At 70.0% G+C, this 24972-nt stretch carries 20 protein-coding genes; 11 read left to right on the top strand and 9 right to left on the bottom strand.

All coding sequences use genetic code 11. The features are described 5' to 3' along the window. Together ACT6XY_RS16725 and ACT6XY_RS16720 are read left to right on the top strand one after the other, a co-directional pair. A partial coding sequence (locus ACT6XY_RS16725) for a M23 family metallopeptidase (RefSeq protein ID WP_444749464.1) occupies window positions 1-712 on the top strand: 712 nt, incomplete at its 5' end. 91 nt (window positions 713-803) lie between these two features. Beyond that, window positions 804-2759 (top strand): hypothetical protein, encoded by a 1956-nt coding sequence (locus ACT6XY_RS16720; protein ID WP_444749463.1) that lies wholly within the window; start codon window positions 804-806, stop codon window positions 2757-2759. A 9-nt stretch (window positions 2760-2768) separates the two neighbouring features. Here ACT6XY_RS16720 and ACT6XY_RS16715 read toward each other — a convergent pair whose 3' ends face one another. After that, entirely contained in the window at window positions 2769-3416 is a 648-nt protein-coding gene (locus tag ACT6XY_RS16715; protein ID WP_444749462.1) for a TetR/AcrR family transcriptional regulator, read from the bottom strand. 127 nt (window positions 3417-3543) lie between these two features. On the opposite strand from ACT6XY_RS16715, the gene ACT6XY_RS16710 reads away from it, so the two are divergent. Together ACT6XY_RS16710 and ACT6XY_RS16705 are read left to right on the top strand one after the other, a co-directional pair. After that, the gene (locus ACT6XY_RS16710) at window positions 3544-4236 is read left to right on the top strand and encodes a DAPG hydrolase family protein (RefSeq protein ID WP_444749465.1); all 693 of its coding nucleotides are present in this window, start codon (window positions 3544-3546) and stop codon (window positions 4234-4236) included. Between the two features lie 241 nt (window positions 4237-4477). Further along, entirely contained in the window at window positions 4478-4984 is a 507-nt protein-coding gene (locus tag ACT6XY_RS16705) for an RICIN domain-containing protein (RefSeq protein WP_444749461.1), read from the top strand. Between the two features lie 76 nt (window positions 4985-5060). On the opposite strand, the gene ACT6XY_RS16700 is transcribed toward ACT6XY_RS16705, so the two are convergent. From ACT6XY_RS16700 to rocF, 4 genes are all read right to left on the bottom strand, one after another. Then, a complete protein-coding gene (locus ACT6XY_RS16700; protein WP_444749460.1) occupies window positions 5061-5795 on the bottom strand; it encodes an outer membrane protein in 735 nt (244 codons plus the stop codon). Window positions 5796-5996: 201 nt separating this feature from the next. Then, window positions 5997-7128 (bottom strand): peptide chain release factor 2 gene (gene prfB, locus ACT6XY_RS16695; RefSeq protein ID WP_444749459.1). Its coding sequence is split into 2 segments (ribosomal slippage): window positions 5997-7058 and window positions 7060-7128, totalling 1131 coding nucleotides; the frame shifts between segments, so codons are not numbered across the junction. A 103-nt stretch (window positions 7129-7231) separates the two neighbouring features. Continuing rightward, window positions 7232-8980, bottom strand: coding sequence for a methyl-accepting chemotaxis protein (locus tag ACT6XY_RS16690; RefSeq protein WP_444749458.1), 1749 nt, complete (start codon window positions 8978-8980; stop codon window positions 7232-7234). Between the two features lie 105 nt (window positions 8981-9085). Continuing rightward, a complete protein-coding gene (gene rocF / locus ACT6XY_RS16685) occupies window positions 9086-10042 on the bottom strand; it encodes an arginase (protein ID WP_444749457.1) in 957 nt (318 codons plus the stop codon). A gap of 122 nt (window positions 10043-10164) precedes the next feature. Between rocF and ACT6XY_RS16680 the strand changes: the two genes are divergently transcribed. The 3 genes from ACT6XY_RS16680 (at window position 10165) to ACT6XY_RS16670 (ending at window position 12773) form a co-directional block, all read left to right on the top strand. Further along, the gene (locus ACT6XY_RS16680) at window positions 10165-10653 is read left to right on the top strand and encodes an anthrone oxygenase family protein (RefSeq protein ID WP_444749456.1); all 489 of its coding nucleotides are present in this window, start codon (window positions 10165-10167) and stop codon (window positions 10651-10653) included. Between the two features lie 121 nt (window positions 10654-10774). After that, on the top strand, window positions 10775-12088 hold the full coding sequence (locus tag ACT6XY_RS16675) for a solute carrier family 23 protein (protein ID WP_444749455.1): 1314 nt from the start codon (window positions 10775-10777) through the stop codon (window positions 12086-12088). A 4-nt stretch (window positions 12089-12092) separates the two neighbouring features. Continuing rightward, complete coding sequence (locus ACT6XY_RS16670; protein ID WP_444749454.1) at window positions 12093-12773, top strand: nitroreductase family protein; 681 nt, start codon at window positions 12093-12095, stop codon at window positions 12771-12773. Window positions 12774-12782: 9 nt separating this feature from the next. On the opposite strand, the gene ACT6XY_RS16665 is transcribed toward ACT6XY_RS16670, so the two are convergent. Both ACT6XY_RS16665 and ACT6XY_RS16660 read right to left on the bottom strand, forming a co-directional pair. Further along, window positions 12783-13274, bottom strand: coding sequence for a hypothetical protein (locus ACT6XY_RS16665; RefSeq protein ID WP_444749453.1), 492 nt, complete (start codon window positions 13272-13274; stop codon window positions 12783-12785). 104 nt (window positions 13275-13378) lie between these two features. Next, window positions 13379-15835 (bottom strand): penicillin-binding protein 1A, encoded by a 2457-nt coding sequence (locus ACT6XY_RS16660; RefSeq protein WP_444749452.1) that lies wholly within the window; start codon window positions 15833-15835, stop codon window positions 13379-13381. Window positions 15836-16224: 389 nt separating this feature from the next. On the opposite strand from ACT6XY_RS16660, the gene ACT6XY_RS16655 reads away from it, so the two are divergent. After that, a complete protein-coding gene (locus tag ACT6XY_RS16655) occupies window positions 16225-17940 on the top strand; it encodes a Na/Pi cotransporter family protein (protein WP_444749451.1) in 1716 nt (571 codons plus the stop codon). Between the two features lie 11 nt (window positions 17941-17951). After that, window positions 17952-18989: a phosphate ABC transporter substrate-binding protein PstS gene (gene pstS / locus ACT6XY_RS16650; RefSeq protein ID WP_444749450.1), complete on the top strand. Its 1038-nt coding sequence runs from the start codon at window positions 17952-17954 to the stop codon at window positions 18987-18989. Window positions 18990-19002: 13 nt separating this feature from the next. Here pstS and ACT6XY_RS16645 read toward each other — a convergent pair whose 3' ends face one another. Together ACT6XY_RS16645 and ACT6XY_RS16640 are read right to left on the bottom strand one after the other, a co-directional pair. Continuing rightward, window positions 19003-20304 (bottom strand): N-acetylmuramoyl-L-alanine amidase, encoded by a 1302-nt coding sequence (locus ACT6XY_RS16645; RefSeq protein ID WP_444749449.1) that lies wholly within the window; start codon window positions 20302-20304, stop codon window positions 19003-19005. Window positions 20305-20436: 132 nt separating this feature from the next. Beyond that, entirely contained in the window at window positions 20437-20919 is a 483-nt protein-coding gene (locus ACT6XY_RS16640) for a hypothetical protein (RefSeq protein ID WP_444749448.1), read from the bottom strand. A gap of 240 nt (window positions 20920-21159) precedes the next feature. On the opposite strand from ACT6XY_RS16640, the gene ACT6XY_RS16635 reads away from it, so the two are divergent. Continuing rightward, complete coding sequence (locus ACT6XY_RS16635; RefSeq protein ID WP_444749447.1) at window positions 21160-21831, top strand: L,D-transpeptidase; 672 nt, start codon at window positions 21160-21162, stop codon at window positions 21829-21831. Between the two features lie 486 nt (window positions 21832-22317). Then, the coding region (locus ACT6XY_RS16630) for an Rne/Rng family ribonuclease (protein WP_444749446.1) at window positions 22318-24972 on the top strand (2655 nt) is incomplete at its 3' end.

Genomic DNA, 24972 nt, shown 5'->3' with positions numbered 1-24972 from the left:
CGCCGGCGTCGAGCGCTCGCTCGACCGCGTCGAGCAGAACCAGCAGGTTCTCCTGCAGGGCCTCGAGACGCGCGCCGAGCGCCGCGCACGCCGCATCCGCGCCATGCTCGCCGAGCTCGGCCTCACCGAGACCCGGCTCGCCCCCTCGGCCCGCGGCGACGGCACCTCCGGCACCGGCGGCCCGCACATCCCCCTCCCCGCCCCGACGCCGGACGCCTCGCCCTTCGAGAAGCAGGTGTTCCGCCTGCAGACGGTCATCCGCGACCAGGATCGGCTGAACCGGCTCGTCGCCAGCATCCCGATCGCCCGGCCGCATGCCGGCGAACTCGAACTCTCCTCGGGGTTCGGCGCCCGGCTCGATCCCTTCCTGCGCACCTGGGCGATGCATTCCGGCATCGATTTCCGCGGCGCCACCGGCGAGCCCGTCTTCGCCGCCGGCAGCGGCCGCGTGACCCATGCCGCCTCGCTCGGCGGCTACGGCCTGCTGGTCGAGGTCGACCACGGCAACGGCATCGCCACCCGCTACGCCCACCTCTCCCGCATCGAGGTGAAGGAGGGCGACATGGTCGGCGTCGGACAGCGGGTCGGGCGGATCGGCTCGACCGGCCGCTCCACCGGACCTCACCTCCACTACGAGACCCGCATCAACGGCGAGGCCGTTGATCCCATGCGCTTCGTGCGCGCCGGCGTGAGGCTCGCCTCCGCCGACTGAGGGTCGCGGCCGCCGACGGTCGCGTCCCGGAACGTGCATGCCATCTGGTTCTTCCCGCACGGTCACGGCGGGACAACACGGGAGAAGATCCGTGACGGATCTGTTTCTGGCCCACCGGCGCTCCGACAGGAGCCGCGTCGAGGTCGTCCGGCAGGCGCTGGCCGATCTCGGCATTTCCGTCCACCCGGACATCGAGCCCAAGGGGCGGGGCGCCGCCAAGGCGCTGCGCGAGGCGGCGGCGAACGCGCGCGCCGTGCTCGTCCTCTGGCCGGCGGAGATCCTCGACCCGACCGAAAACCATGCCGGGCTCGTCACGCTGGCGCGCAATGCCCACGATGGCGGTCGTCTGGTCGCTGCACGGCTCGGTCCGGTCGAAACGGCCAAGCTGGAGCCCCCCTTCGACGCCCTTCCCACACCCGACCTGTCGGCCTGGATCGACGGCGCGGACCATCCGGCCGACGACGAGGCCTGGCAGGCCGTCCTGAGGGCGCTGGGCGACCGGCTGGCCCGACCGGGCCTCGCCGAGCTCGCCGGCGCCGTGGCCGCCGACCGGGGGACGGAGGGCGTGTCGGCACAGGTCGCCTTCGCACGCCGCCATCCGGACGATCCCGCAGCGGCGGCGATCTGGGCCCGGTTCGATGCCGCCGAGCGCGAGCGTTTCGCGGCGGAGTTCCGCAAGGCCCACGGGATCCTGCAGGAGCGCAGCGCCGCCGCGCAGGACCGGCTGAAGACGACGCTGGAGGCCTTCACCGCCTATCTGAAGGCGGTCAGGACCAATGCGCTGGCGACGCCGCCCGACCCGCGCGAGGCCCTCGCCGACGGCGCCGCGGCGCTGCGGGAGAGCGTCGCTCGCCTGTCCGGCGACAACGACCGGCTGCGGGCGGCCCTCGACCGTGCCGTCGTCGCGCCGCCCCCCCGGCCGGCCAACGGCAACCTGCCGTTCAAGTGGATCGGCATCTCCGCCGCCGCCTTCCTGGTCGGCAGCATGGCCGCGGCCGGCCTTACCGAGTTCGCCGGTCCGATCCGCGGCGATGCGCATCCCCGTATCGCAGCCCTCGCCCGCAGCGCCGGCGAAAAGGCCGAGGTGGCGTCGGCTGCGTCGGCGGAACTCGCCCGCCTGCGCGACCAGTCCCGCCTCGCCGCCCGGCGCGCCGAGACGGCCGAGGCCAAACTGCGCAACGCGCGCACCCAGCTCGCCCACAGCCAGACCGAGCTGATCCAGCGCCAGAACCAGACCGCGGAGGCGACCGGCCAGGCGCGGCGCAGCCAGACCGACCTGCAGACGGCCCAGGCGGCCGTCGCCGCCGCCGAGAAGAAGGCGCAGGAGGCGGCGGCACGTGTCGCCAGCCTGGAGGGTGAACTCCAGACCCTCCGCCAGGCAGCCGCAGCCGCGGCCGACAATGCGGTCATCACGGGCTCGGTGCGCCCCCGCCCGGCCGAGGAGGCCGCGACGCCACCGGCCCCGGCCGAACCGCAGGCGGCACCCTTGCCGCAGCCAAGGCCCGACGCCGAGGTGACCGGCTCGGTGCCGCCCAGCCCCCCTCCCGCGGTGGAAGGCCCCTACCGCCATCGCCGCGACCGCTGGTCCTTCGCCATTCCGCCGGGCTTCCGGCTCGACAGCGACAATGACCTGCCGGGACCGGTCAATTCCGTGCTGGTTCACGAGCAGAACCGGGACGCCGTCGTGGTGGTCAGCGCCAACAATGCCCGCGGCTCCTGCACCGCGCAGGCCTGGTACTGGGACACGATCGTGGAGGGTCCGCGTCCGCGCCGCGGGGAGATCAGCCAGGATGCGGAGCTGCCGCAGGGCCAGGCGGGCTTCCGTGGCTTCGCGGTGCGCGGCCGCGGCGTACTGCAGGGCGATCGCTTCCGCACCGACCTCGACTATTACGACCTCGTCGCCCAGAAGCGGAACGAGCCCGGCGTCGTCTATCTCGTCCAGGCCCGGTTTCCCCGCGCCATGGCCTCGGAGATGATCCGCTCCGTCAATACCATGTGGCGCGACTTCGAGGTGAGCGGCCAGCGCGCCTATCCGACGCGGTGTTGATGGACGACGTCAGGTCTGGGGGCGGCAAATGGCGGCGAAAATGGCCACCAGCCTCTCGGCGTCGCGTTCGCCGGCCCAGTCGCCATCCGTCGCCAGGACGAAGCGGGCGACGAGGTATCCCAGGTTGAGGCTGAAGAAGGCTCCGGCAAGGGCATCGGCCGGCTGCTCCGCGGTGACGATCCCGGCCGTTTGCATCGCCTCCAGATGCCCGACGAGTGGCGCGAACACGCGCGCCATCCACTGGCCAGCGTAGCGGTTGCGGAAAGCCGCGTCCCGCAGAAGCTCTTGCAGCATGACACGGTAGGTATCCGGCGCGGCGCCGGCCGAGGTGATGCGGTCGGCGAGGAACCTGCGGTGCCAGGCACTGAAATCCGACAGCGACTCAAAGGGGCGAGGCTCGTCGATGCGGGCGAAGGCTGTCTGCCGCATCAGATCGAAGGTGGCGGTCTCGACCACGGCCTGAACCAGGCCGTCCTTGCTGCCGAAATGCTTGAACAGGGTTCGTTCCGTCGTCGCGGCGGCGGCGGCTATGTCGCGCGTCGCGGTGCCGTCGACGCCGCGCGCCGCGAAAAGGCGAAGCGCCGCTGAGAGGATGGCATCGCGCTTTTCGGGCGATGGCTTGCGGCCCCTGCGGGACGGTGGGTCCGTGAGGTCCACGTCTCGACCAGATGCGGAGGGTCCGGGGCCTTTTTGTATTGTGTTCACTTTACATATTTCTCGGCTTGGGATATCCGGCCCATTTAAGTGCAGCACTCACTATACACTTCTGGAGCCCGTGACCACCATGACCCTGCTCTCCGTCGACGACGACCCCATCACCTATCCACCACGCTACACCGGCCTGCCCGTTCCACTGCCGCTGCCTTTCGAACTGAAGCCGGTGTCTTCCGCCGACAGCGGCGTCGACCATCTGCCGGACGGCCGGACGCGCTACTGGATCCGCCACGACTTGGTGCGCGGCGTCACTCCGGCGATGCTGGCATGGTGGTTTGCACATCTGGAGGGAACGATCACCTACGGGGGGCGTCGCTACAATCGCTACCGCTTCTGGCATCCGGGCGACCACGTCCACGCGAGCTATGCCTCGCGCCGCAGCGACGGCAGCATCGGCCCCGGCGCCTCGATCCGGCTCATCGAGGTGCTCGGCCGGAAGTCGAGCTACGTGGTGGACACCATCACCCACATAGAGCGCCTCGACGAGGGGGGCTACGTCCACAATCCCGCGTTCCACGGCTTCAGCGGCTTTGCCAGGATGGAATACGACTTCGCACCAGGGCCTGGCGGAACCTACTACGAGAACTGCCTGATTATCGGCGGTTCGGGCCCTCTGACCGGCCTGCTGAGCCCGTTGATCACCCGGTTCGCCTTCACCGCCGAGAAGGGACAGGCGTGGTTGAGGCACAATATCGAGGAGGTGGGCATGTTCGAGAACTTCCTGCCGCGCCTCTACCACGAGGAAACCGGCCGCACGGCCTGATGCCCTCGGCCGAACCCGAACCGCCTCCCAGCCACCGCCAGACGTCGAAGCCGCCCGGTGGGCGACCGTGCATAGCCGCGGAGGATCGCCCTCAGCAGCGGGCGAGACCGCCGCGGGACCCACGAGGCACAATATTTCCAGGTCTCCACCACACGACCGTGGGTGTCCTTACGCGGCCGGGCTAGGCTGACCCAGCGTGACACTTGCTCGTTGCGCTGCCCGATTCCCCGGAGACGACCCCATGCGCCCGCTCTTTCCCGCCACCCTGTGCCTCACGCTCGCCGTGCTGGCAGTTCCCGCCCTCGCGCAGAGCCCCGATCCCGGGAACTATTACAAGTTGAGCACGCAGTTCCGCGGCACCGGCATGCCGATGGACGTGTTCAACGGCGGCCCGCGCAACAATCAGGCGCGGCTCGACCGCGATCAGGACGTCTCCGGCCAGAACTGGCGCTTCATTCCTACCGGCGACGGCTCCTGGCGGCTCACGACCGAGTTCCGCGGAGCGCGCATGTGCCTCGACATCAATCCGCCGACCAACCGTCCGGAGCTGAGACCCTGCGGCAACTTCACCGGCCAGTTCTGGCAGATCGTGCCGGCGGGAAACTGGGTGCGCCTGACCACGACGTTCCGCGGTCCGGGGACCTGCCTCGACATCGACCCCAGCAGCGACCAGCCGGAACTCAGGCCCTGCGGCAACTATTCGGGCCAGTTCTGGCGCCTCGGCCGGACGGGCCGGCGCGTCCAGTAGCCCTTGGGGGCGGCGGCGACAAACAAAAAGGCCGCCCTCGCGGGCGGCCTTTCGCTATCGGGACGGACGACCGCGATCAGTAGCGGGCGACCACGGCCGAGGGGCCGGTGGAGAAGAGGTAGGTCACGCCGAGGCGAACCGCGTGGGAGCGCGGATTGTGGCGGTAGGTGAAGCCGGGGAAGGCCACGGCGCTGGCGTTCGACACGCGGCCGTAGTCCGAGTAGCGGTACTCGAGGCGGGCGGTCCAGTTCTGCGAGAAGGCGTACTCGACACCGGCGCCGACAGTCCAGCCGGCCTGGGTGCGGCTGAAGTTCTCGATGGCGGCGGGCGAGAAGTAGCCGTAGCGCATCTGGGCGACGGCGAGACCGCCGGTGACGTAGAACAGGGCGCGGTCGACCGCGACACCGGCACGCAGACGCAGCGAGCCCTGGAAGTTCGACCGGAAGCGCGTGCCGTTGCCGTTGAGCAGGGTGTAGCCGCCGTTGACGCCGGAAGCTTCGATGTCGCCCTCGAGGCCGAGCACGAAGTTGTTCATCTGGTAGTTCACGCCGGCATGGATACCGCCGGTGATACCGCCCGTGTTGAAGCCCTGGTTGAAGCCCGTGGCGACGCCCGTCGCGGTGACGAACTCACGGGTGCGGTCGTTGTACCAAACGCCGCCGACCTGACCGCCGATGTAGAAGCCGCTCCAGCTGAAGGCCGGGGCGACGACGACGCCAGCCACCGGGCCGCGAGCAACGCCGAGATCGGCAGCCTGGGCGCCCACTGCCGAGGCGGCGAGGAGGGCGGATGCGATAATGAGCTTCTTCATGATTCTTCATCCGTAGGGGTGAAACTGACGCTACGTTGGTCACCATGTGTTTCTGAATTGTGGCATGCCGCCACAATCTGCAGCATCGAGATACAGCTGTTGCAGCAAAGTCACAGATCGGAATACCGGTCGTTCAGCGCTCCCCAATGAAGAAAGGCCGCCCGGGGGCGGCCTTTCTTGATGGTCTTCGAGGGACGTGCGTCATTCCACGTCGTCGGTATCGCCTTCCTTCGTGCCGTAGGCGCGCATGGCGAGCGTCGCCTCCATGAAGCCGTCGAGATCGCCGTCGAGCACTTCGGACGGCACGCCCGAAGTCTTGCCGGTGCGAAGGTCCTTCACGAGCTGATAGGGCTGCAGCACGTAGGAGCGGATCTGGTGGCCCCAGCCGATATCGGTCTTGGCGGCGAATTCAGCCGCCGCGGCCTCCTCGCGAATCTTCAGCTCGCGCTCGTAGAGCTTGGCGCGCAGCATCTGCCAGGCGACGGCGCGGTTGGCGTGCTGGGAGCGCGAACCTTCCGACACGACCATGACGCCGGTCGGATTGTGGACGAGGCGGACGGCCGATTCGGTCTTGTTGACGTGCTGGCCGCCGGCGCCGCCGGAACGCATGGTGTCGACGCGCACGTCGCTCTCGTTGATCTGGATGTCGATCTTGTCGTCCACCACCGGGTAGACGGTCGCCGAGGCGAAGGAGGTGTGGCGGCGGGCGTTCGAATCGAAGGGCGAGATGCGCACCAGGCGATGCACGCCGGCCTCCGTCTTCAGCCAGCCGTAGGCGTTGTGGCCCTTGATCAGCAGCGTCGTCGACTTGATGCCGGCCTCTTCGCCGGCGCTCTCCTCAACCACCTCGACCTTGAAGCCGCGGCGCTCGGCCCAGCGCGTGTACATGCGCATGAGCATCAGCGCCCAGTCCTGGCTCTCGGTGCCGCCGGCGCCTGCATGGACCTCGAGATAGGTGTCGTTGGAATCGGCCTCACCTGAGAGCAGGGCCTCGAGCTGCAGCCGCTCGGCGCGCTTGCGGGCCTCGACGAGCGCCTTGGCGGCCTCGTCCAGCGTCGCCGAATCACCTTCGTCCTCGGCCATTTCGGCGAGTTCGAGATTGTCGTTCAGATCGCGGCTGATTTCCGTCAGCGCGTTCATGCGGCTGTCGAGCGCGTTGCGCTCCTGCATGACCTTCTGCGCCTTGTCCGGATCGTTCCAGAGATCGTTGGACTCGGCGAGGGCGTTCAGTTCGGCGAGGCGCTTGACCGAGACATCCCAGTCAAAGATGCCTCCTCAGGAGCCCGACCGACTCCTTGATGGCCTCGGCGGTGGCGACGATGTCGGCACGCATGGGGCACTTCCCTTCGGGGTGGACGAAAAAGAGGGCGCACCCTAGTCACGTGCGCCCTCGTGTCAATGCGGTGCGGCGGTCCTTGTCGCCGCGGCGCCCCGGGTCAGGCGCGGCGGCGTTCCTTGCCGTCATAGCCCGCCTCGCGAAGCTTCCGGCGGTCTAGCGGGCCGCTGCGCAGGGCGATGATGAACTGCTTCACCTCGTCCGACAGACGGCGCGCCTGCCCTGCCAGTTCCTGCGAGCGGGTGCTGACCGAGGCGGCCGTCTCGGAGGTGCGGGCGATGACGCCGATCACCGCCTCGACGCTTCCGGTGAGTGTGCCGGTGCCGGTGGCGGCGCGCTGGGCGCTGTCGGAGATCTCCTGCGTCGCCTGCGACTGTGCGTCCACCGAAGCGACGACCATGCGGGTGATGGCCTCCACCTCCGACATGGTTTCGGCGATGGACCCGATGGTGGCGGCGGCGCGCTCGGTGGAATCCTGGATGCCGGTGACCTGCTGGGCGATCTCGGCGGTGGCCTTGGCCGTCTGGCCGGCGAGTTGCTTGACCTCGGAGGCGACGACCGCGAAGCCCCGGCCCGCCTCCCCGGCCCGTGCGGCCTCGATGGTGGCATTGAGGGCGAGGAGATTGGTCTGGGCGGCGATCGCCTCGATGAGACCGACCACGTCGCCGATCCGGCGGCCGGCTTCGGCGAGCGAGCCGATCTGGCGCACAGACTCGGCCGTCACCTCGCGGGCGCGGCCGACCACGTCGGTGGCGCTGCCGACCTTGGTCGAGATGTCGGCGATGGAGGTGGCGAGCTCCTCGGAGGCCGCCGCGACGTTCTGGATGCTCTGCGAGGTGTGCACCGAGGCGTTCTGCGCCTCGCCGGAGCGGCCGGCGGCTTCCTCGGCCATGGCCGTGAGGTGCGAAGAGGCGCCGTCGAGGCTCGTGACCGTCTCGCTGGTATTCGTCAGCACGCCCTCGACCGACGTCTTGAAGGCATCGAGCATGTCGCTGAGCTTGGCGGTATAGGCGAGCTTGGCCTCTTCCTCACGGATCGCCTGCTCCTCGAGGCGCGCGCGCTCGACGGCGTTGACCTTGAAGACCTCGACCGCGCGAGCCATGGCGCCGATCTCGTCGCGACGGGCGAGACCAGGGACTTCGACCGAGAGATCGCCCTCGGCCAGGGCGTTCATCGTGCCGGTCATGCGGGTGATGGAGGAGGACACGGCGCTCGCCATGCGCCAGAAAATGAGGGACGCGAAAGCGGCGATGGCGAGAACGACGAGAATGCTCGTCCGCACCGCGGACCAGATCGCCGCCTCGAGGTCGTCGATATAGACGCCGGTGCCGATGACCCAGCCCCAGGGGGCGAAGCCGGCGACGTGGGAGAGCTTCGGCTGCGGCTTCTCGGCGCCGGGCTTGGGCCACATATAGGCGACGATGCCGCCGCCTTCCCGGCCGATGCGGGCGAATTCCAGGAAGATGCGCTTGCCGGTCGGATCCTCGAAGGCCGAGAGATCCTGGCCGTCGAGGCGCGGATTGGTCGGATGCATGATCATCCGGGCCTGCTGGTCGTTGATCCAGAAATAGTCGCCCTGGCCGTAGCGCAGTTCACCGATGCGCCGGGCAGCGTCCAACCGGGCGGCCGCATCCGCCTTCGCGCCGCGGCCGGCGGCGGCCTGTTCCTCGCGCGCGATGGAGAGCGCCGTCTCCACGAGATGGCGGAGCTCGGTCTCCTTCTGCGCAACGAGCCCGCTGCGCAGGGCATGGAGATTGTAGGCGGCGATGGCGATGATCGAGACGATGAAGAGGGCCAGCAGCAGATAAAGCCTGGCGGCCAGGCTGGTGCCTGGCAGGAAGCGCGGCATGTCGGAACTCCGGGAGAGAGGCCGCTCCCCAGCGGCCCGCGCCAAGTGTCGGAGCGACACGCTTAACGCAGCGTTACCTGCGCCCAAAAAATGGGCACATGGCAGTCATCCCAAAGTTGAACGCATGCCAGATGCGTCGTGAGCCCAGATCTGGCGGCCGAAAAGGCTGGCGATGAGATCGACCAGCAGCAACGCCGTCCGCCCCCTCTCGTCGAGGAAGGGATTGAGTTCGACCACGTCGACCGAGCCGACGAGGCCGCTCTCGTGGAGCAGTTCCATGACGAGGTGCGCCTCGCGATAGGTGGCGCCGCCTGCGACGGGCGTGCCGGCGCCCGGCGCGATGGCGGGATCGAGCACGTCGACGTCCAGGCTGACGTGCAGGTGCCCACCGGCGGCGGCGACCGCGTCGATGACGCGGCGAATGAGAACCGCCGCCCCGAACTCGTCGATGAGGCGCATGTCGACGACGGAGATGCCGCGGGCAGCGAGCAGGGCCCGCTCTTCCCCGTCGATGGAGCGGATGCCGAAGAGGGTGAGGCGGCGCGGGTCGAGGGTGGCGCGGCCCGCCCCCAGCACCTCGTCGAGCCCGGCTTCTCCTGCGACCAGGGCCGCCGCCATGCCGTGGAGATTGCCCGAGGGCGAGGTTTCCCGCGTGTTGAAGTCGGCATGGGCGTCGAGCCAGAGGACGAAGAGCGGCCGGCCCGCCGCGGCGCAGTGATCGGCCACCGCCGTCACAGATCCCATGGAAAGCGAATGGTCTCCGCCGAGGACGAGGGGCACGCTCCCCGCCGCCAGTGCCGTGGCGACGGCGTCACGGGTCGCGCGGGCGAAGCCGGCGACGACGGGCAGGTTGCGCGCCTCCGCCGTTGCGGCGAGTTCTGCCGCCGGGACCGGCGTGACATCGCCGGCATCGGCGACGGCATGGCCGAGGCTGCGCAGTGCGCGTGCCAGGCCGGCCGTGCGCAGGGCCCGCGGCCCCATGGCGCAGCCGAGCGTGCCGGCGCCCTCCTCGACCGGCACGCCGATGAGGGTGATGTCGCGGGGTGTCGGCAGAACGGGCATGGGGTGTCCTTGCGTGACCGGCGGCGCCTGCTGACAGTCGGTGGCCAGCGCCTTATGCCATGGTGCCCGCCGCCGGTGCAGGTCCCATGACGACGACCGCCCGACCACCCGGGAGGAACGCCTTGACGACCGCCGCCTTCGCCACGGGTCTCGTCGCCCTCCTCGCCACGGCCGCGGTTGCGGGCCTTTTCTTCGGCTACTGGTGCTCGGTCATGCCGGCCCTCGACCAGGTGCCGGCGAGAACGGCCATCGCCGTCATGCGGCGGATCAACGTGGTCATCGTCAACCCGCCCTTCCTCGCGGCCTTCCTCGGCGCCGCAGGGCTCCTGCCTGCCGCGGCCCTGCTCGCCTGGTGGACGGGTGCGGGTTCCGCCGCCGTCGGCTGGTTCGCCGCCGCCGCGGGCCTCTATGGCATCGGCACCTTCGGCGTCACGGTCGCCCTGAACATTCCGCTCAACGACGCGTTGGAGCGGCTCGGCGACGTGCCCGCCGCGCCGGACGCGGAGTGGAAGGCCTTCGCCGACCCCTGGAACCGTTGGCACCGCGTGCGTACCGCCGCCTCCCTCCTCGCCCTCGCCTGCGCGGGCCTCGGGGTCGCCGCCCTGCCCTGATCCGCGCATTTCCGGTGGATGACGGCCCCGCGGCCTGTAGCCGCCGCGTTTTCGGGCCTAATGTCGCACCTCCAGCCGAAACCGGCATGAGACCGGGGCGGCGCATTTGCGGGGGCCGATCATGGCTGAAGGCTATTTTCCCAGGTGGACCGAGAAGAGCGGCGGAATCGTCATGCCGGACGAGCGGCTGCCGCTCGGCCAGACCGTCGTCGTCGGCCTGCAGCACGTCGTCGCCATGTTCGGTGCCACGGTTCTGGCGCCCATCCTCATGGGCTTCGATCCGAACGTCGCCATTCTCTTCTCCGGCATCGCGACGCTGATCTTCTTCGTCGTCACCGGCGGCCGGGTGCCGAGCTATCTCGGCTCGTCCTTCGCCTTCATCGGCCCGGTGCTCGCGGCGGTGGCGGCCGGCACGGCGGCGGGCGGCGCGCCCAATATCGGCCTCGCCCTCGGCGGCATCATCGCGGCGGGCGCGCTCTATACGGTCATCGGCCTCGTCGTCATGGCGATCGGCCACGGCTGGGTAGAGAAGGTCATGCCGCCGGTGGTGACCGGCGCCATCGTGGCGGCCATCGGGCTGGTGCTGGCGCCCATCGCCATCGGCATGGCGTCGGGCACCGGCCCGGGCAATGCCGAGGGTGCGGCCTTCCCACGCTGGATCGCCCTGTTCACGGTGGTCGCTGTCGGCGTCTTCGCGGTCTATGCCCCGGGCCTCTGGCGGCGCCTGCCGATCCTCCTCGGCGCGCTCGCCGGCTACGTCCTCTACCTCGTCCTTGCCAACGGCCTCGGCCTCGGCGCACCGATCGACTTCTCGAAGGTTGCGGCGGCCTCGCTCTTCGGCATGCCGAACTTCACCGCCCCCGTCTTCGACGCCCGCGCCATGGTGCTGATCGCGCCGGTGGCGATCATCCTGGTCGCGGAGAACCTCGGCCACCTCAAGGGAATCGCGGCGATGACCGGGCGCAACCTCGACCCCTATATCGGCCGCGCCTTCGTCGGTGACGGCATCGCCACCATGCTCTCGGGCTCGGCGGGCGGCACGGGCGTCACCACCTATGCGGAGAACATGGGCGTGATGGCGGTGACCAGCATCTATTCGACGCTGATGTTCGTCGCGGCGGCGCTGATCGCCATCCTGCTCGGCTTCTCGCCGAAGTTCGGCGCGCTGATCCTCACCATCCCGGTGCCGGTGCTCGGCGGCCTCGCCATCGTCGTCTTCGGCCTCATCGCCGCAACGGCGGGGCGGATCTGGGTGGAGAACAAGGTCGACTTCTCCAACCCGCGCAACCTCATCACCGTGGCGGTGGCCCTGGTGCTGGGCGCCGGCAACTTCAAGCTGACCATCGCCGGCTTCACGCTGGACGGCATCGGCACCGCCACCTTCGGCGCCATCATCCTCTACCACCTGCTGCGCGACCCGCAGCCGGAGGCCTGAGCCCATGGCGACGACCGCCTACCGGCCAGTGCCGCTCCCAGACCACGTCGCCTTGCCGGAGGCGGAGATGCAGGCGCGGGCGGAGGCCTTCCTCTCGGACATCCGTCGCCGCCACACGGTGCGCGACTTCTCCGACCGGCCGGTGCCGCGCGCCGTCATCGAGACGTGTGTCACCGCCGCAGGCACGGCGCCCAACGGGGCCAACCACCAGCCGTGGCACTTCTGCGTCATCGGCGACCCCGCCGTGAAGCGCCGCATCCGCGAGGCGGCGGAGGCCGAGGAACGGGAGTTCTATGCCGGCAAGGCGGGCGAGGAATGGCTGAAGGCGCTGGCGCCGCTCGGCACAGACCCGGACAAGCCTTTCCTCGAGACCGCGCCCTGGCTGATCGCGGTGTTCGGGGCGCGGCGCTCGGCGAGCGCCGACGGCGTCATGCGCAAGAACTATTACGTTCCCGAGTCTGTCTCCATCGCGGTCGGCTTCCTCATCGTCGCCCTGCACCAGGCGGGGCTCGCAAGCCTTACCCATACGCCGGCGCCGATGGGCTTTCTCAACGAGATCTGCGGCCGGCCGGCGGACGAGAAGCCCTATATCCTGATGGTGGTGGGCCATCCGGCGGAGGACGCCACCATCCCTGCCCACGCGCTGGAAAAGAAGCCGCTGGAGGCCATCGCCAGCTTCCTGTGACCCGCCGGCTCAGCGCCAGGCGACCGCCTTCAGCGTCCAAATCCAGCGCCGCAGCGGCACGCGGCAGTCGCCGATGGGAATGTCGGCGCAGGTGCCCGGCGGGTTCTCGGTCTCAAGCAAAACGATGACGCTCACGCCGTCGCGGGTGTAGCGCCTGACGAGGCTCATGGGGCCGTCGGCGTCGAACGGGACGTCGTGCCGCCATCCCCGCAGCGCGCCCACGAGCCGGTCCGAGACGTCGCCGAAGCGGCGCGTCAGGCCCGTGGCCGTCCCGGTGATGACGCAGCCCTCGCCGCCCGGGGCACGGTCGTCGACGGTGCGGGCCGGGCCGACCGCCGTGGTGACGGCGATGCCGGTCGCCTCGGACAGGGTTTGGGCGAGAGCCGCACAGGCCTCGGGAGCCAGCGGGCTCGCCGCTCGCGGCGAAGTCGCGAGGGACGCCGAGGGCGCCGCTGTGGTTAGGACGAGCGCGAGGACGACCGGAAGGGAGGGGGCATGCATGGGCACTGTCCGAATGCGGGCCTGGGCCCGGACGACGGGGCGTGTCCCGCCCCCGTCCGCTGCTGGTCCGGCGACGGCCAGAAGGCCGCCCCGGGGGCTTCGCCTCAGTAGAGGCCGCCGGTGCCCGTGCCGATGGCGCGGTTGCTTTCGCTGGAGGGCCCGCGACGCGGGCCGCCGGCGGCCGCCGAGTCGAAGGGATTGATCAGCTGGTAGCTGTCGGGCGGGGCGGTGCCGGGCTTGAAGGCCTCGAGGATGGCCCCGCCGGAGCCGGCGCCGGCGCGAAGTCCGGTGCGCGGATCGATGCGGATCAGCTTGATACCGGTCGGCACACGGAAGGGCACGGCCGGGCGGTCGGCGAGAGCGACGCGCATGAAGTCCTGGAAGATCGGAACGGCGAGCGCGCCGCCGGTGGCGCTGGCACCCAGGCTGCGCGGGTTATCGTAGCCGACATAGACGCCCACCGCGAGGTCCGGCGAGAAGCCGACGAACCAGGCGTCCTTGGCGTCGTTGGTGGTGCCGGTCTTGCCGGCGATCGGCTTGCCCAGCGCGCGCAGCGAGGTGGCGGTGCCGCGCAGCACCACGCCCTCCATCATCGAGGTCATCTGGTAGGCGGTCATCGGGTCGAGCACCTGCTCGCGCCGGTCGACGAGGATCGGCTCGTCCTGGTTCTGCCAGCGCGGCGCCGTGCAGCCCTGGCACTGGCGGTCGTCGTGGCGGAAGATGGTGGAGCCGGTGCGGTCCTGGATGCGGTCGATCAGCGTCGGACGGATGCGGCGGCCGCCGTTGGCGAACATGGAATAGGCGGCGGTCATGCGCATGACCGTCGTCTCGCCGGCACCCAGCGAATAGGACAGGAACGAGGGCATGTCGTCATAGACGCCGAAGCGCTTGGCATATTCGGCGATGAGCGGCATGCCGACGTCGTTGGCGAGGCGCACGGTCATGACGTTGCGCGAGCGCTCGATGCCGAAGCGCAGGGTCTGCGGGCCGTAAAACTGGCCCGAATAGTTTTCCGGCCGCCAGACCTCGCCGCCGTTGCCGGTGGCGAGCTCGAAGGGCGCGTCCATGACCACGGTCGAGGGCGTGTAGCCGTTGTCCAGCGCAGCGGCATAGACGAAGGGCTTGAAGGAGGAGCCCGGCTGGCGGCGCGCCTGGGTGGCGCGGTTGAACTGGCTCTGGTCGAAGGAGAAGCCGCCCACCATGGCCAGCACGCGGCCGGTATAGGGGTCCATGGCGACGAGGCCGCCGGAGACTTCCGGGATCTGGCGCAGGCGGAACTGGCCGTCGCGGCCGGCCAGCGGCTCGACATAGACGACGTCGCCGGCGTTGAGGGTGCGGCTCACCGGCCGGCGCGTCCAACGGGCGCCCTCGGCGGTGATGAGGCCGAGATCGCGGGCGGAGCTCACCTGGCCCGAGGCCTCGCGACCCGGCTGCAGGCCGATGCGGGCGGTCTCGCCCTGCGCGTCGATCACGACGGCGAGGCGCCAGCCGATGTCGTTGAAGTTGCGGATTTCGGCGAGCTTCATGCCCCAGTCGCCGCGCATGTCCTCGATGCGGGTGACGGGGCCGCGCCAGCCGCGCTGCTCGTCGAAGCGGATGAGGCCGGCGGTCAGCGCCTGACGGGCGGCGACCTGCAGCTTGGGGTCGAGCGTGGTACGGATCGACAGGCCGCCTTCGAGCAGCTTCTTGTCGCCGAAGCGGTCGGTCATCTCGCGGCGGACCTCCTCGGCGAAGAAGTCTGCGGCGAACTGCTGCTGCCGCGGCGAGCGCGGATTGACGGTCAGCGGCGTACGGCGGGCGGCCTCGCCCTGCGCGGCGGTGATGTGGCCGTCCTCGACCATGCGGCTGATGACGTAGTTGCGGCGCTCCAGCGCGCGGTCGCGGTTGCGGAAGGGGTGAAGCTGCGTCGGGCTCTTCGGCAGGGCGGCGAGATAGGCCGCCTCGGGGATGGTCAGCTCGTGCACCGACTTGTCGAAATAGACGAGCGCGGCGGCGGCGACGCCATAGGCGCCGTAGCCGGGAATGACGAAGCCGAGATAGATTTCGTTGAGATAGAGCTCGAGGATCTGGTCCTTGGTGAACGCCGATTCCATGCGCATGGCGATCAGCGCCTCGCGCACCTTGCGGTCCACCGTCTGCTCGCCCGACAGGAGGAAGTTCTTGGCGACCTGCTGCGTGATCGTCGAGGCGCCCTGCGGCCGGCGGTTGGAGCCGCGGTTCTGGAAGTTGGTGAGGGCGGCGCGGGCGATGCCGGTGAAGTCGATGCCGTTGTGGGTGTAGAAGTTCTTGTCCTCGGCCGACAGGAAGGCCTGGACGACCATCTTCGGCACGGCCTGGATCGGCAGGTAGAGGCGACGCTCGCGGGCATACTCGGCCATGAGCTGGCCGTCCGCGGCGTGGACGCGGCTCATGATCGGCGGCTCGTAGTTGCGAAGGGTGTTGTAGTCCGGCAGCTCCTTCGTCACCTGCGCGACGTAGACCGCCACGCCGGCGGCGCCGAGCAGGAACGCGATCGTCCCCAACCCGAAGGCCCAGCCGAAAAATCGAAAAACCAGCCTCATCCGCTCAATTCGCGCCCTCAGGGGCTGCGCCTCTCATCGTCCCCGGGAGGGAGCCGGTCCGAAACCGGCTGGGGATGCCCTGTCCAAACGTCTCGCCATTCTAGCACGAGGCTGGCGCGCCGCCCATCCGCAAGGCCCGACCCGCAGCCCGATTCTGGCAGCGGGAGGCGCATGCGAAGCACGGTTGTCCTCCGACTGTGGCGGCGATGTGACCCGCTGATGGCGCGCCGGGACAGCGCGGCCGGTGCGGTTTTCCCGCCACATCACCGATGGGCGCCGAGCAGCCGTCACGCACCGGTCATGGGGCCTGCCTAGCGTCCGGCTGTGGGGCTGTCCACCGCGGTGATCGCGGTGATCCACGGGGTCTTGCGGGTTACAGGGGGCGTTTCATGCAGGTCGATGTGTTCACCCAGGTCATCGTGCCTGTGATCGGAGGTCTCGGCATCTTCATGCTGGGCCTCGAATTCATGTCCAACGGCATCCAGTCGCTGGCGGTCAACAAGATGCGGGCCCTGCTCGCCAAATTCGCCGGCACGCCGTCCAAGGGCGTCATGGCCGGCACCTTCATCACCGGCATCATCCAGTCCTCGACCGCGATGACCGTCATGGTGGTCGGTCTCGTCAACGCCGGCGTCATCGGCCTTCGGCCCGCCATCGCGGTCATCATGGGCGCCAATATCGGCACCACGCTCGGCAACGGCCTGATCGCACTGCCGCTCGGGCCGCTCGGACTCTTCCTCGGCGGGATCTTCGCCCTCGTCTACATCTTCGCCAAGACCGACAAGGTGAAGAACATCGCGCTGGCCTGCATGGGCTTCGCCCTCATCTTCTACGGTCTCAACCTGATGACCGGAGGCTTGCGGCCGCTGCGGGCCATGCCGGAGGTGATGAGCATCATCTCCTCCCTGCGGGCGGACACCTACGTCAACCTGCTCTACTGCGTGCTGATCGCCGCCTTCATCACGGCGCTGATCCATTCATCCTCGGCCACCATCGGCATCGTCATGGGCCTCGGCGCGGCGGGCATCCTCGACTGGAAGACGGCAGTCGCCTTCTCGCTGGGCGCCGACCTCGGCACCACCATCACGTCTTGGATGGCCTCGCTGAACCTGTCGAAGAACGCCAAGCGGGCGGCCTACGCCCACATCACCTTCAACATCATCGGGGTCTGCGTCACCATTCCCCTGTTCTTCGTCTCGATGGACGTACTGACCTGGGCCATGCAGTGGTTCGGCGGCGACCCCGGCGTGCCGGTCGTCGTCAACGGCAAGGAGACCTTCCCGCTCGTCCCCGTCGCGGTCGGCGTCTATTCGACCTTCTTCAACATCTTCAACGTTCTCCTCCTCTTCCCCTTCGTCGGAGTCTTCGAGCGGGTGCTGATGAAGGTCGGTGCCTCCTCGCTGGACGATGTGGAGGACTATTCGCAGCCGCGCTTCCTGACGGAGGCCGCGGCAGGTGATCCCGCCCGGGCGGTGCCGGCGGTGCTGCAGGAGACGGGGCGCTACCTCGAGGCGGCAGGGAAATTCCTCGACATCGCCCGCGGCGACGAAAACGCCCCGGACAAGGTGGAGGAGCACTGGGCCGCGATGGACCTGCTCAATCGCGAGATCCGGTCCTACACCTCCGGCATGTTCAAGGCCGACCTGCCCTATGCGCGGGCCGACCTCGTGGCGAGCCTCATCGAGGAGGAGGACTTCACCGCGAGCCTCGGCGAGGCGCTCTACCAAATCGCGCGCCGCGTCGAGCGCCAGCCCTTTGGGACGACGGGCCGCCAGCTCGTCGACGCCATGCTGGCCGAGGTGACCACCGCCATGCGGGCCATCGTGCCGATCGACCAGCCGGACCGCGACGTGCCGGCCGCAGCCGAACCGCGCATCGCCAGGCTCGCCGAGCTGCGCACCCAGGCCCTGCGCCTCGGCAACGACCTGCCCTGGGTCGAGCGCGGCGCCATCCTCGCCCTGCTCGGCAGCGCGGAACGGGCCTATTTCCTGATCGAGCGCATCGATGCCGAGCGCCGCTCGGTGTCGCGCACCGTGCCCGTCGCCGAGACGGGGAACCAGACGCAGGCCAGCGGCGGGCTGACCCCTGCCCCGGCCCGGGCGTGAGGCGCACCGCCATGGTCCGCACTGCACTCGCCCTTCTGGTCGGGCTGGCGCTCCTCGCGCCGGCCCCGGTCGCCGCCCAGACCTTCACCGGCGCCGGCTCCACCTTCGCCTACCAGCTGCTCATCCGCTGGTCGCAGGCCTACCAGCGCGCCCAGCGCGATGGGGACTACCAGCCCGTGGGCGCGCTGTTCGACTACGAGCCGAGCGGCTCGGAAGCGGGAATCCAGCGCCTTCAGCAGCGGGCGGTGGATTTCGGCGCGACCGAGGCGCCGCTCTCCGACGAGGAACTCCACCGCTACAACGCGATCCAGTTTCCGGTGGTCGCCGGCGGCATCGCCATGGTCACCAACCTCGAGGGCGTCGGCCCCGGCCGGCTCAGGCTGACGAGCGATACGATCGCGGCGATCTATGCCGGTCGCATCACCCGCTGGTCGGATCCGGCCATCCGCGCCGACAATCCGGACCTCCCCCTGCCGGACACCGCCATCGTGCCGGTGCGCCGTGCCGACGGGTCGGGCACGACGGCGGCCTTCACCACCTATCTGTCGAAGGTGAATGCCGACTGGCGCGGCACCATCGGCAGCGGGCAGACCGTGCGCTGGCCGGTGGGCGTGCCGGCCCGCGGCAATCTCGGCGTCGCCACGACGGTGCGGACGACGCCGAACGCCATCGGCTACGTGGACCTCGCCACGGCGCGCTCGATGAGCCTGCCGCCTGCGGCCGTGCGAAACGCCGCCGGCGCCTTCGTGACGCCGGACCTGGCGAGCCTTCGCGCCGCGGTGCAGGTGGCGGCGGCCGCGACCGACCTCCGGACCGTGCTGGTCGATCCGCCGGGGGCCGGTTCCTACCCCCTCGTCGCGGCCGTCTTCGTGGCGGTGCCGCGGGAGGCGGTGAACACCGGCCGGTCGCGGGCGATGATGGCCTTCTTCGCCTGGGGCGTGGACAACGGCGCGACGGATGCGGAATCGCTCGGCTATGTGGCGCTGCCGTCGACGGCGGCCGGCGTCGTCTCGGAGAGCCTGCGCCAGCGGGCGCCCGCCATGCGCTGAGGGAAAGCGGCCTTCAGCGCCGCGCCGCCGGCGCCGGCGCTCCGCCGTTGCGGGCGGCGAAGAACTGGTCGACGGCCTTGGCGACCGAGTCCGCCGTGCGGTCGCGCCAGATCGCCGAAGTCAGCATCTCCACGTCGCGGCGGCTGGTGACGAAGCCGAGTTCGACCAGGACCGAGGGAATGTCGTGGGCGCGCAGCACCTGAAAGCCCGCCGAGCGCAGCGGCAGGCGGTGCATGCGCGTCACCTGGCGCATCTCGCCGGCGAGGGTCCGCGCGAAATTGGCCGAGTAGATGCGCGTTTCCCGGCGGGTGAGGTCGATCAGGATGTCGGCGATCTCCGAGGGCTCGTCCGAGAGATCGAGCCCTGCAATGGCGTCGGCCTTGTTCTCGCGCTCGGCGAGGCGCTCGGAATCGGCGTCGGAGGCGCGGTCTGAGAGGGTGTAGACGGTGACGCCGCGGGCGTTCTCGTTGGCGCCGCTGATGGAATCGGCGTGAACCGAGATGAAGAGCTGGGCGCGGGCCTCGCGCGCCACCCGCACCCGGTCGGCGAGCGGAATGAAGATGTCGCGGTCGCGGGTCATCACCACCCGGTAGCGTCCGCCGGCGGCGAGCTTGTCGCGCAGCACCTTGGCGAAGTCGAGGACGATCATCTTCTCCTCGTCGCCCGTGGAGGGGGCGGTGGCGCCGGGATCGATGCCGCCGTGGCCGGGATCGATGACGACGACCGGCGGCCCGCTGTCCTCCTCGGCGCGCGGCGACAGGCGCGGCCCCAGCGTCTCGCGGTCGCCGCGGCGGGCGATGTTGCTGACGGCCCGCTCGGCGAGGGCGCGGCGGAAGCCGTCGGCGTCGGTGCGCACGAGGTCGAGGTGGAGGCGCGGGGGGCGCCCCTCCCCGCCCTCGATGGTGAGCGCCCGCTCGACCACGGCAGGGCCCGTCAGCTCGACGACGATGCGCGACTTGCCCGGAGCAAAGAGGCCGAAGCGGAAGGTCCTGACGAGGCCGCGGCGCTCGCCGGTCGGCGGGGCAATGTGGAAGTTGACCTCGTCGAGATCGATGATGACGCGATAGGGGTCGGCAAGCGCGAAGGCGCGCATCTCGACCGGACGGGTCAGATCGAAGGTGAGGCGCGTGCGCGGCCCGTCGACGGAGAGGTGCGCCGCCGCGACGACCGCGGGGAGTGCGCTGCGCGACCCGTCCGGCGCGGCCGAGACGGCGCGGCCGGGCGGGGAGACGGCCCCGGTTGTCTGCGCGCCGGCACCGTCGGCCCCGCCGAGGGTGATCGCGGCCAGCAGCAGAAGGGTGAGGCGCGCGCCCATGATCCCCCGAGAATCGCGGTGGTGACGGCCCGACGGCCGCCAGACTGCGATAGCTCATAGGGCGGGCCCGGTTAACTCCCCGTTAAGGATGCGAACGGTTTCCCGGCGCCGCCGTTGCGCGGCGGCAACGCGTCAGGTGTCGCGGGCGCGGGTCTTCTCGAGGAGGTCGCGATAGGCGGGCGTACCGATTCCGACCTGACCCCAGATCGGCCGCCGCCGCCCGCCGGGCGCGATAAGGTCGAACTGCTCGTCGGCGGCCCAGAGCGCCACGATCTGACGGGGGAAGAGATGGCCGTCGGCGTCGAAGGCGGCGTCCCCCCCGCCCTCGGCCGCCAGGACGGCGCGGAAGAGGTCGGCAGCCGGCGTATCGGCGCAGTCGAGGCCGAGGAGGACGGCGCGGTGAACCGCCGGCAGCGGCGCGATGCCGATGAAGCGGGCGCGGCCGGCCTCGTCATAGTCGACCTGGACCGTGTCCTCGGCGAAGGAGTCGGATTCGGCATGGGTTTCGCCGGCCGCGAGGCCCGCCGACGCCGCGGCGGCCCGAACCGCGGCGCGGGCGGCGCCGAGCTTGAGCGGCCCCAGGCCGTCGTGGGGAACGAGTTGCAGCCTGATCATGAAGAGCCCTGTCCGCTGTCGGCGATCATCGCCTCCATCCCCGCCCATTGCGGCGGCGCTGTGACCTTCCCTTCAAGGGCAGGCGCGCCGTGCCCGCCCGACTGTGGGAAATGGGCAACAGCACAGAGTCGACGGCGCCCAAAACCGAGCCTTCTCGCGGCTTCGTGATTGCGGCTTTTTCGCGAACAGGTCACGTCTAGCATCCGGGTTAACCACGACTCAGCGCAGGGCAACGCAGTGATGCAGAACGACTTCGAGAGTGCCGCGTCCCCCTCCACCGCGACCGGCAGCGAACCGCTGCGGCTGTCGCGCCGGTTCTTCGTGCTGGCCGCTCCGGCCATCCTGACCACTGCCTGCACCACGGCGGGGGGCGGGTCGGGCGCCTACAGCACCGTCACGGAAGGGCGCGTCACGCTCCCGGCCATGGACACGTCGGGCGTCAATCCGCGCTGGCTGCGCCAGACGGTGGCCTATAGCGGCGGCGAGGCTCCCGGCACGGTGGTCGTGCGGCCCTCCGAGCGCCATCTCTATTTCGTCACGGGACGCGGCACGGCGGTCCGCTACGGCGTCGGCGTCGGCCGGCAGGGCGCGCTCTGGCACGGCCGCGCCGTGATCGGTCGCAAAGGCTCCTGGCCGAACTGGACGCCGACGGCGAACATGATCCGCTACGACCCCCGCAATGCGCGCTATGCCGGCGGCATGCCGGGCGGCATCAACAATCCGCTCGGTGCCCGCGCCCTCTACCTCTATCGCGGCAACCGGGACACGATGTACCGCCTGCACGGCACCAACGTGCCCTCGTCCATCGGTACCGCGGTGTCGTCGGGGTGCATACGCCTATTCAACCACGACATCATCGACCTGCACGACCGGGTGCGGATCGGAACACCGGTGGTCGTGCTGGCTGGCTGACGTAACGGGTAAAGCCGGAGGGCGGGGGCTGCACGTCCCCTCCCCCCTTATCCGGCTTGCCAATCGGCCCCTCGCGCCGTTACAACCCCTGCAGCATGGTTCGTGAGCCCGAGGGTGGCGAGTCGCGACTGGCGCCGGTGAACAGGATCCGGCTCCGCGGCTTCCCCGTCCGACACGCGCTCCGTTCAGGTTTCTCCCGGAGCCCAGACGACCGTGCCCCTGCGCCGCATCTGTCTTGCGGCACGTCACGTTCACGGGTGTACGGCATGCCGGCATCGACGGTTATCGGGTCAGGACGAACGAGCGGTTCCACCGCTTTCGCTCGCCGCCCCGCCGTCTGCCTTCCGTCCGGCCCTACCCCCTTCCTTTCCACAGCATTGACGGCCGTGCGCCGGCGCCATGTCGGCGCCGCCCCGGCATTCCTCGCCGAGCGGGGCCCTGTCGGGCCGGCGCGAGCGGCCGTCCCAACACACAAGAGCTCATCCGATGGCCAACAAGATGCTCATCGATGCCGCCCACCCGGAAGAAACCCGGGTCGTGGTGGTCCGTGGTAATCGCGTCGAGGAATTCGATTTCGAGAGCCAGTCCCGCAAGCAGCTGCGCGGCAATATCTATCTCGCCAAGGTGACACGGGTCGAACCGTCGCTGCAGGCGGCCTTCATCGAATATGGCGGCAACCGCCACGGCTTCCTCGCCTTTTCCGAAATCCACCCCGACTACTACCAGATCCCGGTCGCCGACCGCGAGGCGCTGCTGGCCGATGAGGCCCGCCAGCACCGCGAGGAGGACGACGAGGACAACGGCCGCAGCCGCCGTTCGGAGCGTCCGGGCAAGGGCGGCAACGGCCGCCGCCGCCGCCGCAACGAGCGCCGCCCGCGCAACGAGGCGGCCGAGGCGAAGACCTCGGAGAGCGTGACCGGCGAGGCCGAGCTCGAGGCCGATACGGAAATCGAGGCCGGGTCCACCGAGGCGACGGCAGAGGCCGGCGGCAATGACTTCCCGCCCGAGGCTCAAGCGATCGCCGAAGCATCCGAGCCGGCGGACAACGCTCCGGCCGAAACGCACGCGGCTTCTCCCGCCGCCGAGGCTGGCGAAGGTGACGAGGCGGCCAGCGACGAGGACGAGGACGAGGAAGACGGCGAGGACGAGGACGGCAACGGCGACGAGGAGAACGGCGAGGGCCCCCGCGAGGAGGACCAGGTCGAATCCGTCGGCGCGGGCGATGCCTACGAGGACATGCCGGACCGCACCTTCCGGCCGCGCAAGCAGTACAAGATTCAGGAAGTGATCAAGCGCCGGCAGGTCATGCTGGTGCAGGTCGTGAAGGAAGAGCGCGGCAACAAGGGCGCGGCGCTGACCACCTATCTGTCCCTCGCCGGCCGCTACTCGGTGCTGATGCCCAATACGGCGCGCGGCGGCGGCATCTCCCGCAAGATCACCAACGCGGTCGACCGCAAGCGGCTGAAGGCCATCGCCGGTGACCTCGAGGTTCCGGACGGCATGGGCGTGATCCTGCGCACGGCCGGTGCCAACCGCACCAAGACCGAGGTGAAGCGCGACTTCGAATATCTGCTGCGCATGTGGGAGACGGTGCGCGAGACCACCCTCAAGTCGCACGCCCCGACGCTGGTCTACGAAGAGGGCTCGCTGATCAAGCGCTCCATCCGCGACCTCTACAACAAGGACATCGACGAGGTCCTGGTCGGCGGCGAGGAGGGCTACAAGGAGGCCAAGGACTTCATGCGCATGCTCATGCCGAGCCATGCGAAGAACGTGAAGCCCTATCGCGAGCCGCAGCCGCTCTTCGCCCGCTCGGGCGTCGAGGCGCAGCTCGACGCCATGTTCTCGAACACGGTCCAGCTCAAGTCCGGCGGCTACATCGTCATCAATCCGACGGAGGCGCTGGTCGCCATCGACGTCAACTCCGGCCGCTCGACGCGTGAGCACAACATCGAGGACACGGCGCTGCGGACCAATCTGGAGGCGGCCGACGAGGTCGCCCGCCAGCTCCGCCTTCGCGACCTCGCGGGCCTCATCGTCGTCGACTTCATCGACATGGACGAGGGCCGCAACAACCGGGCCGTCGAGAAGCGCATGAAGGATGCGCTGAAGAACGACCGGGCGCGCATCCAGGTCGGCCGGATCTCGCATTTCGGCCTCCTGGAGATGAGCCGCCAGCGCATCCGCACCGGCGTGCTGGAAAGCTCCACCGAGACCTGCCCGACCTGCGCCGGCCTCGGCCATGTCCGCTCCGTCTCCTCCGTTGCGCTGCACCTGCTGCGCTCGGTCGAGGAGCAGCTGCTGCGCGCGGCGACGCACGACGTCATCGTGCGCACGCGCACGGCCGTCGCGCTCTACGTGCTCAACAACAAGCGCGCCCACCTGCACGAACTCGAGACCCGCTTCCGGGTGAGCGTCGACATCACCGCCGACGAGACCATCACCGGCCAGCACATGTTCGCCATCGAGAAGGGCGCGCAGGTGCACACGCCCGAGACGGCCTACAAGCCGCCGGCGGCCCTGCCCGTTCCCGTCGAACCCGAGGACCTCGTCGAGGAGGAATTCGAGGAGGAAGAAGAGACCGTCGAGGCCGAGGCCGAAGCCGATGCCGGCGAGGGCCGCGAGCGCTCCCGCTCCCGCGACCAGGGAGAGGCCGAGAGCGAGGAGAGCAGCGAGCGCCGTCGCAAGCGCCGCCGCCGTCGCCGGCGCGGCCGTAACGGCGAGCGCGAAGAGGGTGATCGCGGCGGCCAGTTCGCCGACGACGAGGCTTCGGCCCAGGGCGAGGACGCCGAGGGCGATGACGAGGAGGAAGCCGGCGTGACTGCCGAGGGCGAGGCCGGCTCCGACGAGGCGAGCGAGGCCGAGCGCCGCCGCCGTCGCCGTGGACGCAGGGGCGGACGCCGCTCGCGGCCTGACGGCGAGCCTGTCGCCAACGGCAGCGCCGAGGGTCTGGACGGTAGCGCAGAGGCAGTGGACGCCACCGGCGGGGCGCAGCCCGTGGGCGATGATCCCTTCCCCGTTCCGGCGGAGGCGGAAGCTTCCGACGCAACCGAGGGCCGTGGGCCGCGCCATGCCGGTCGCCGCGGACGCACGCCGCGGGCCGTCGCCATCACCGAGGACGGTGCCGAGCCGGTGCCGGCC

The organism is Phreatobacter sp. (genome assembly GCF_052440005.1).
Classification (GTDB): Bacteria; Pseudomonadota; Alphaproteobacteria; order Rhizobiales; family Phreatobacteraceae; genus Phreatobacter.
Note: the sequence above shows the minus strand (reverse complement) of the source record. Positions and strands in the feature narration are given on the sequence as shown.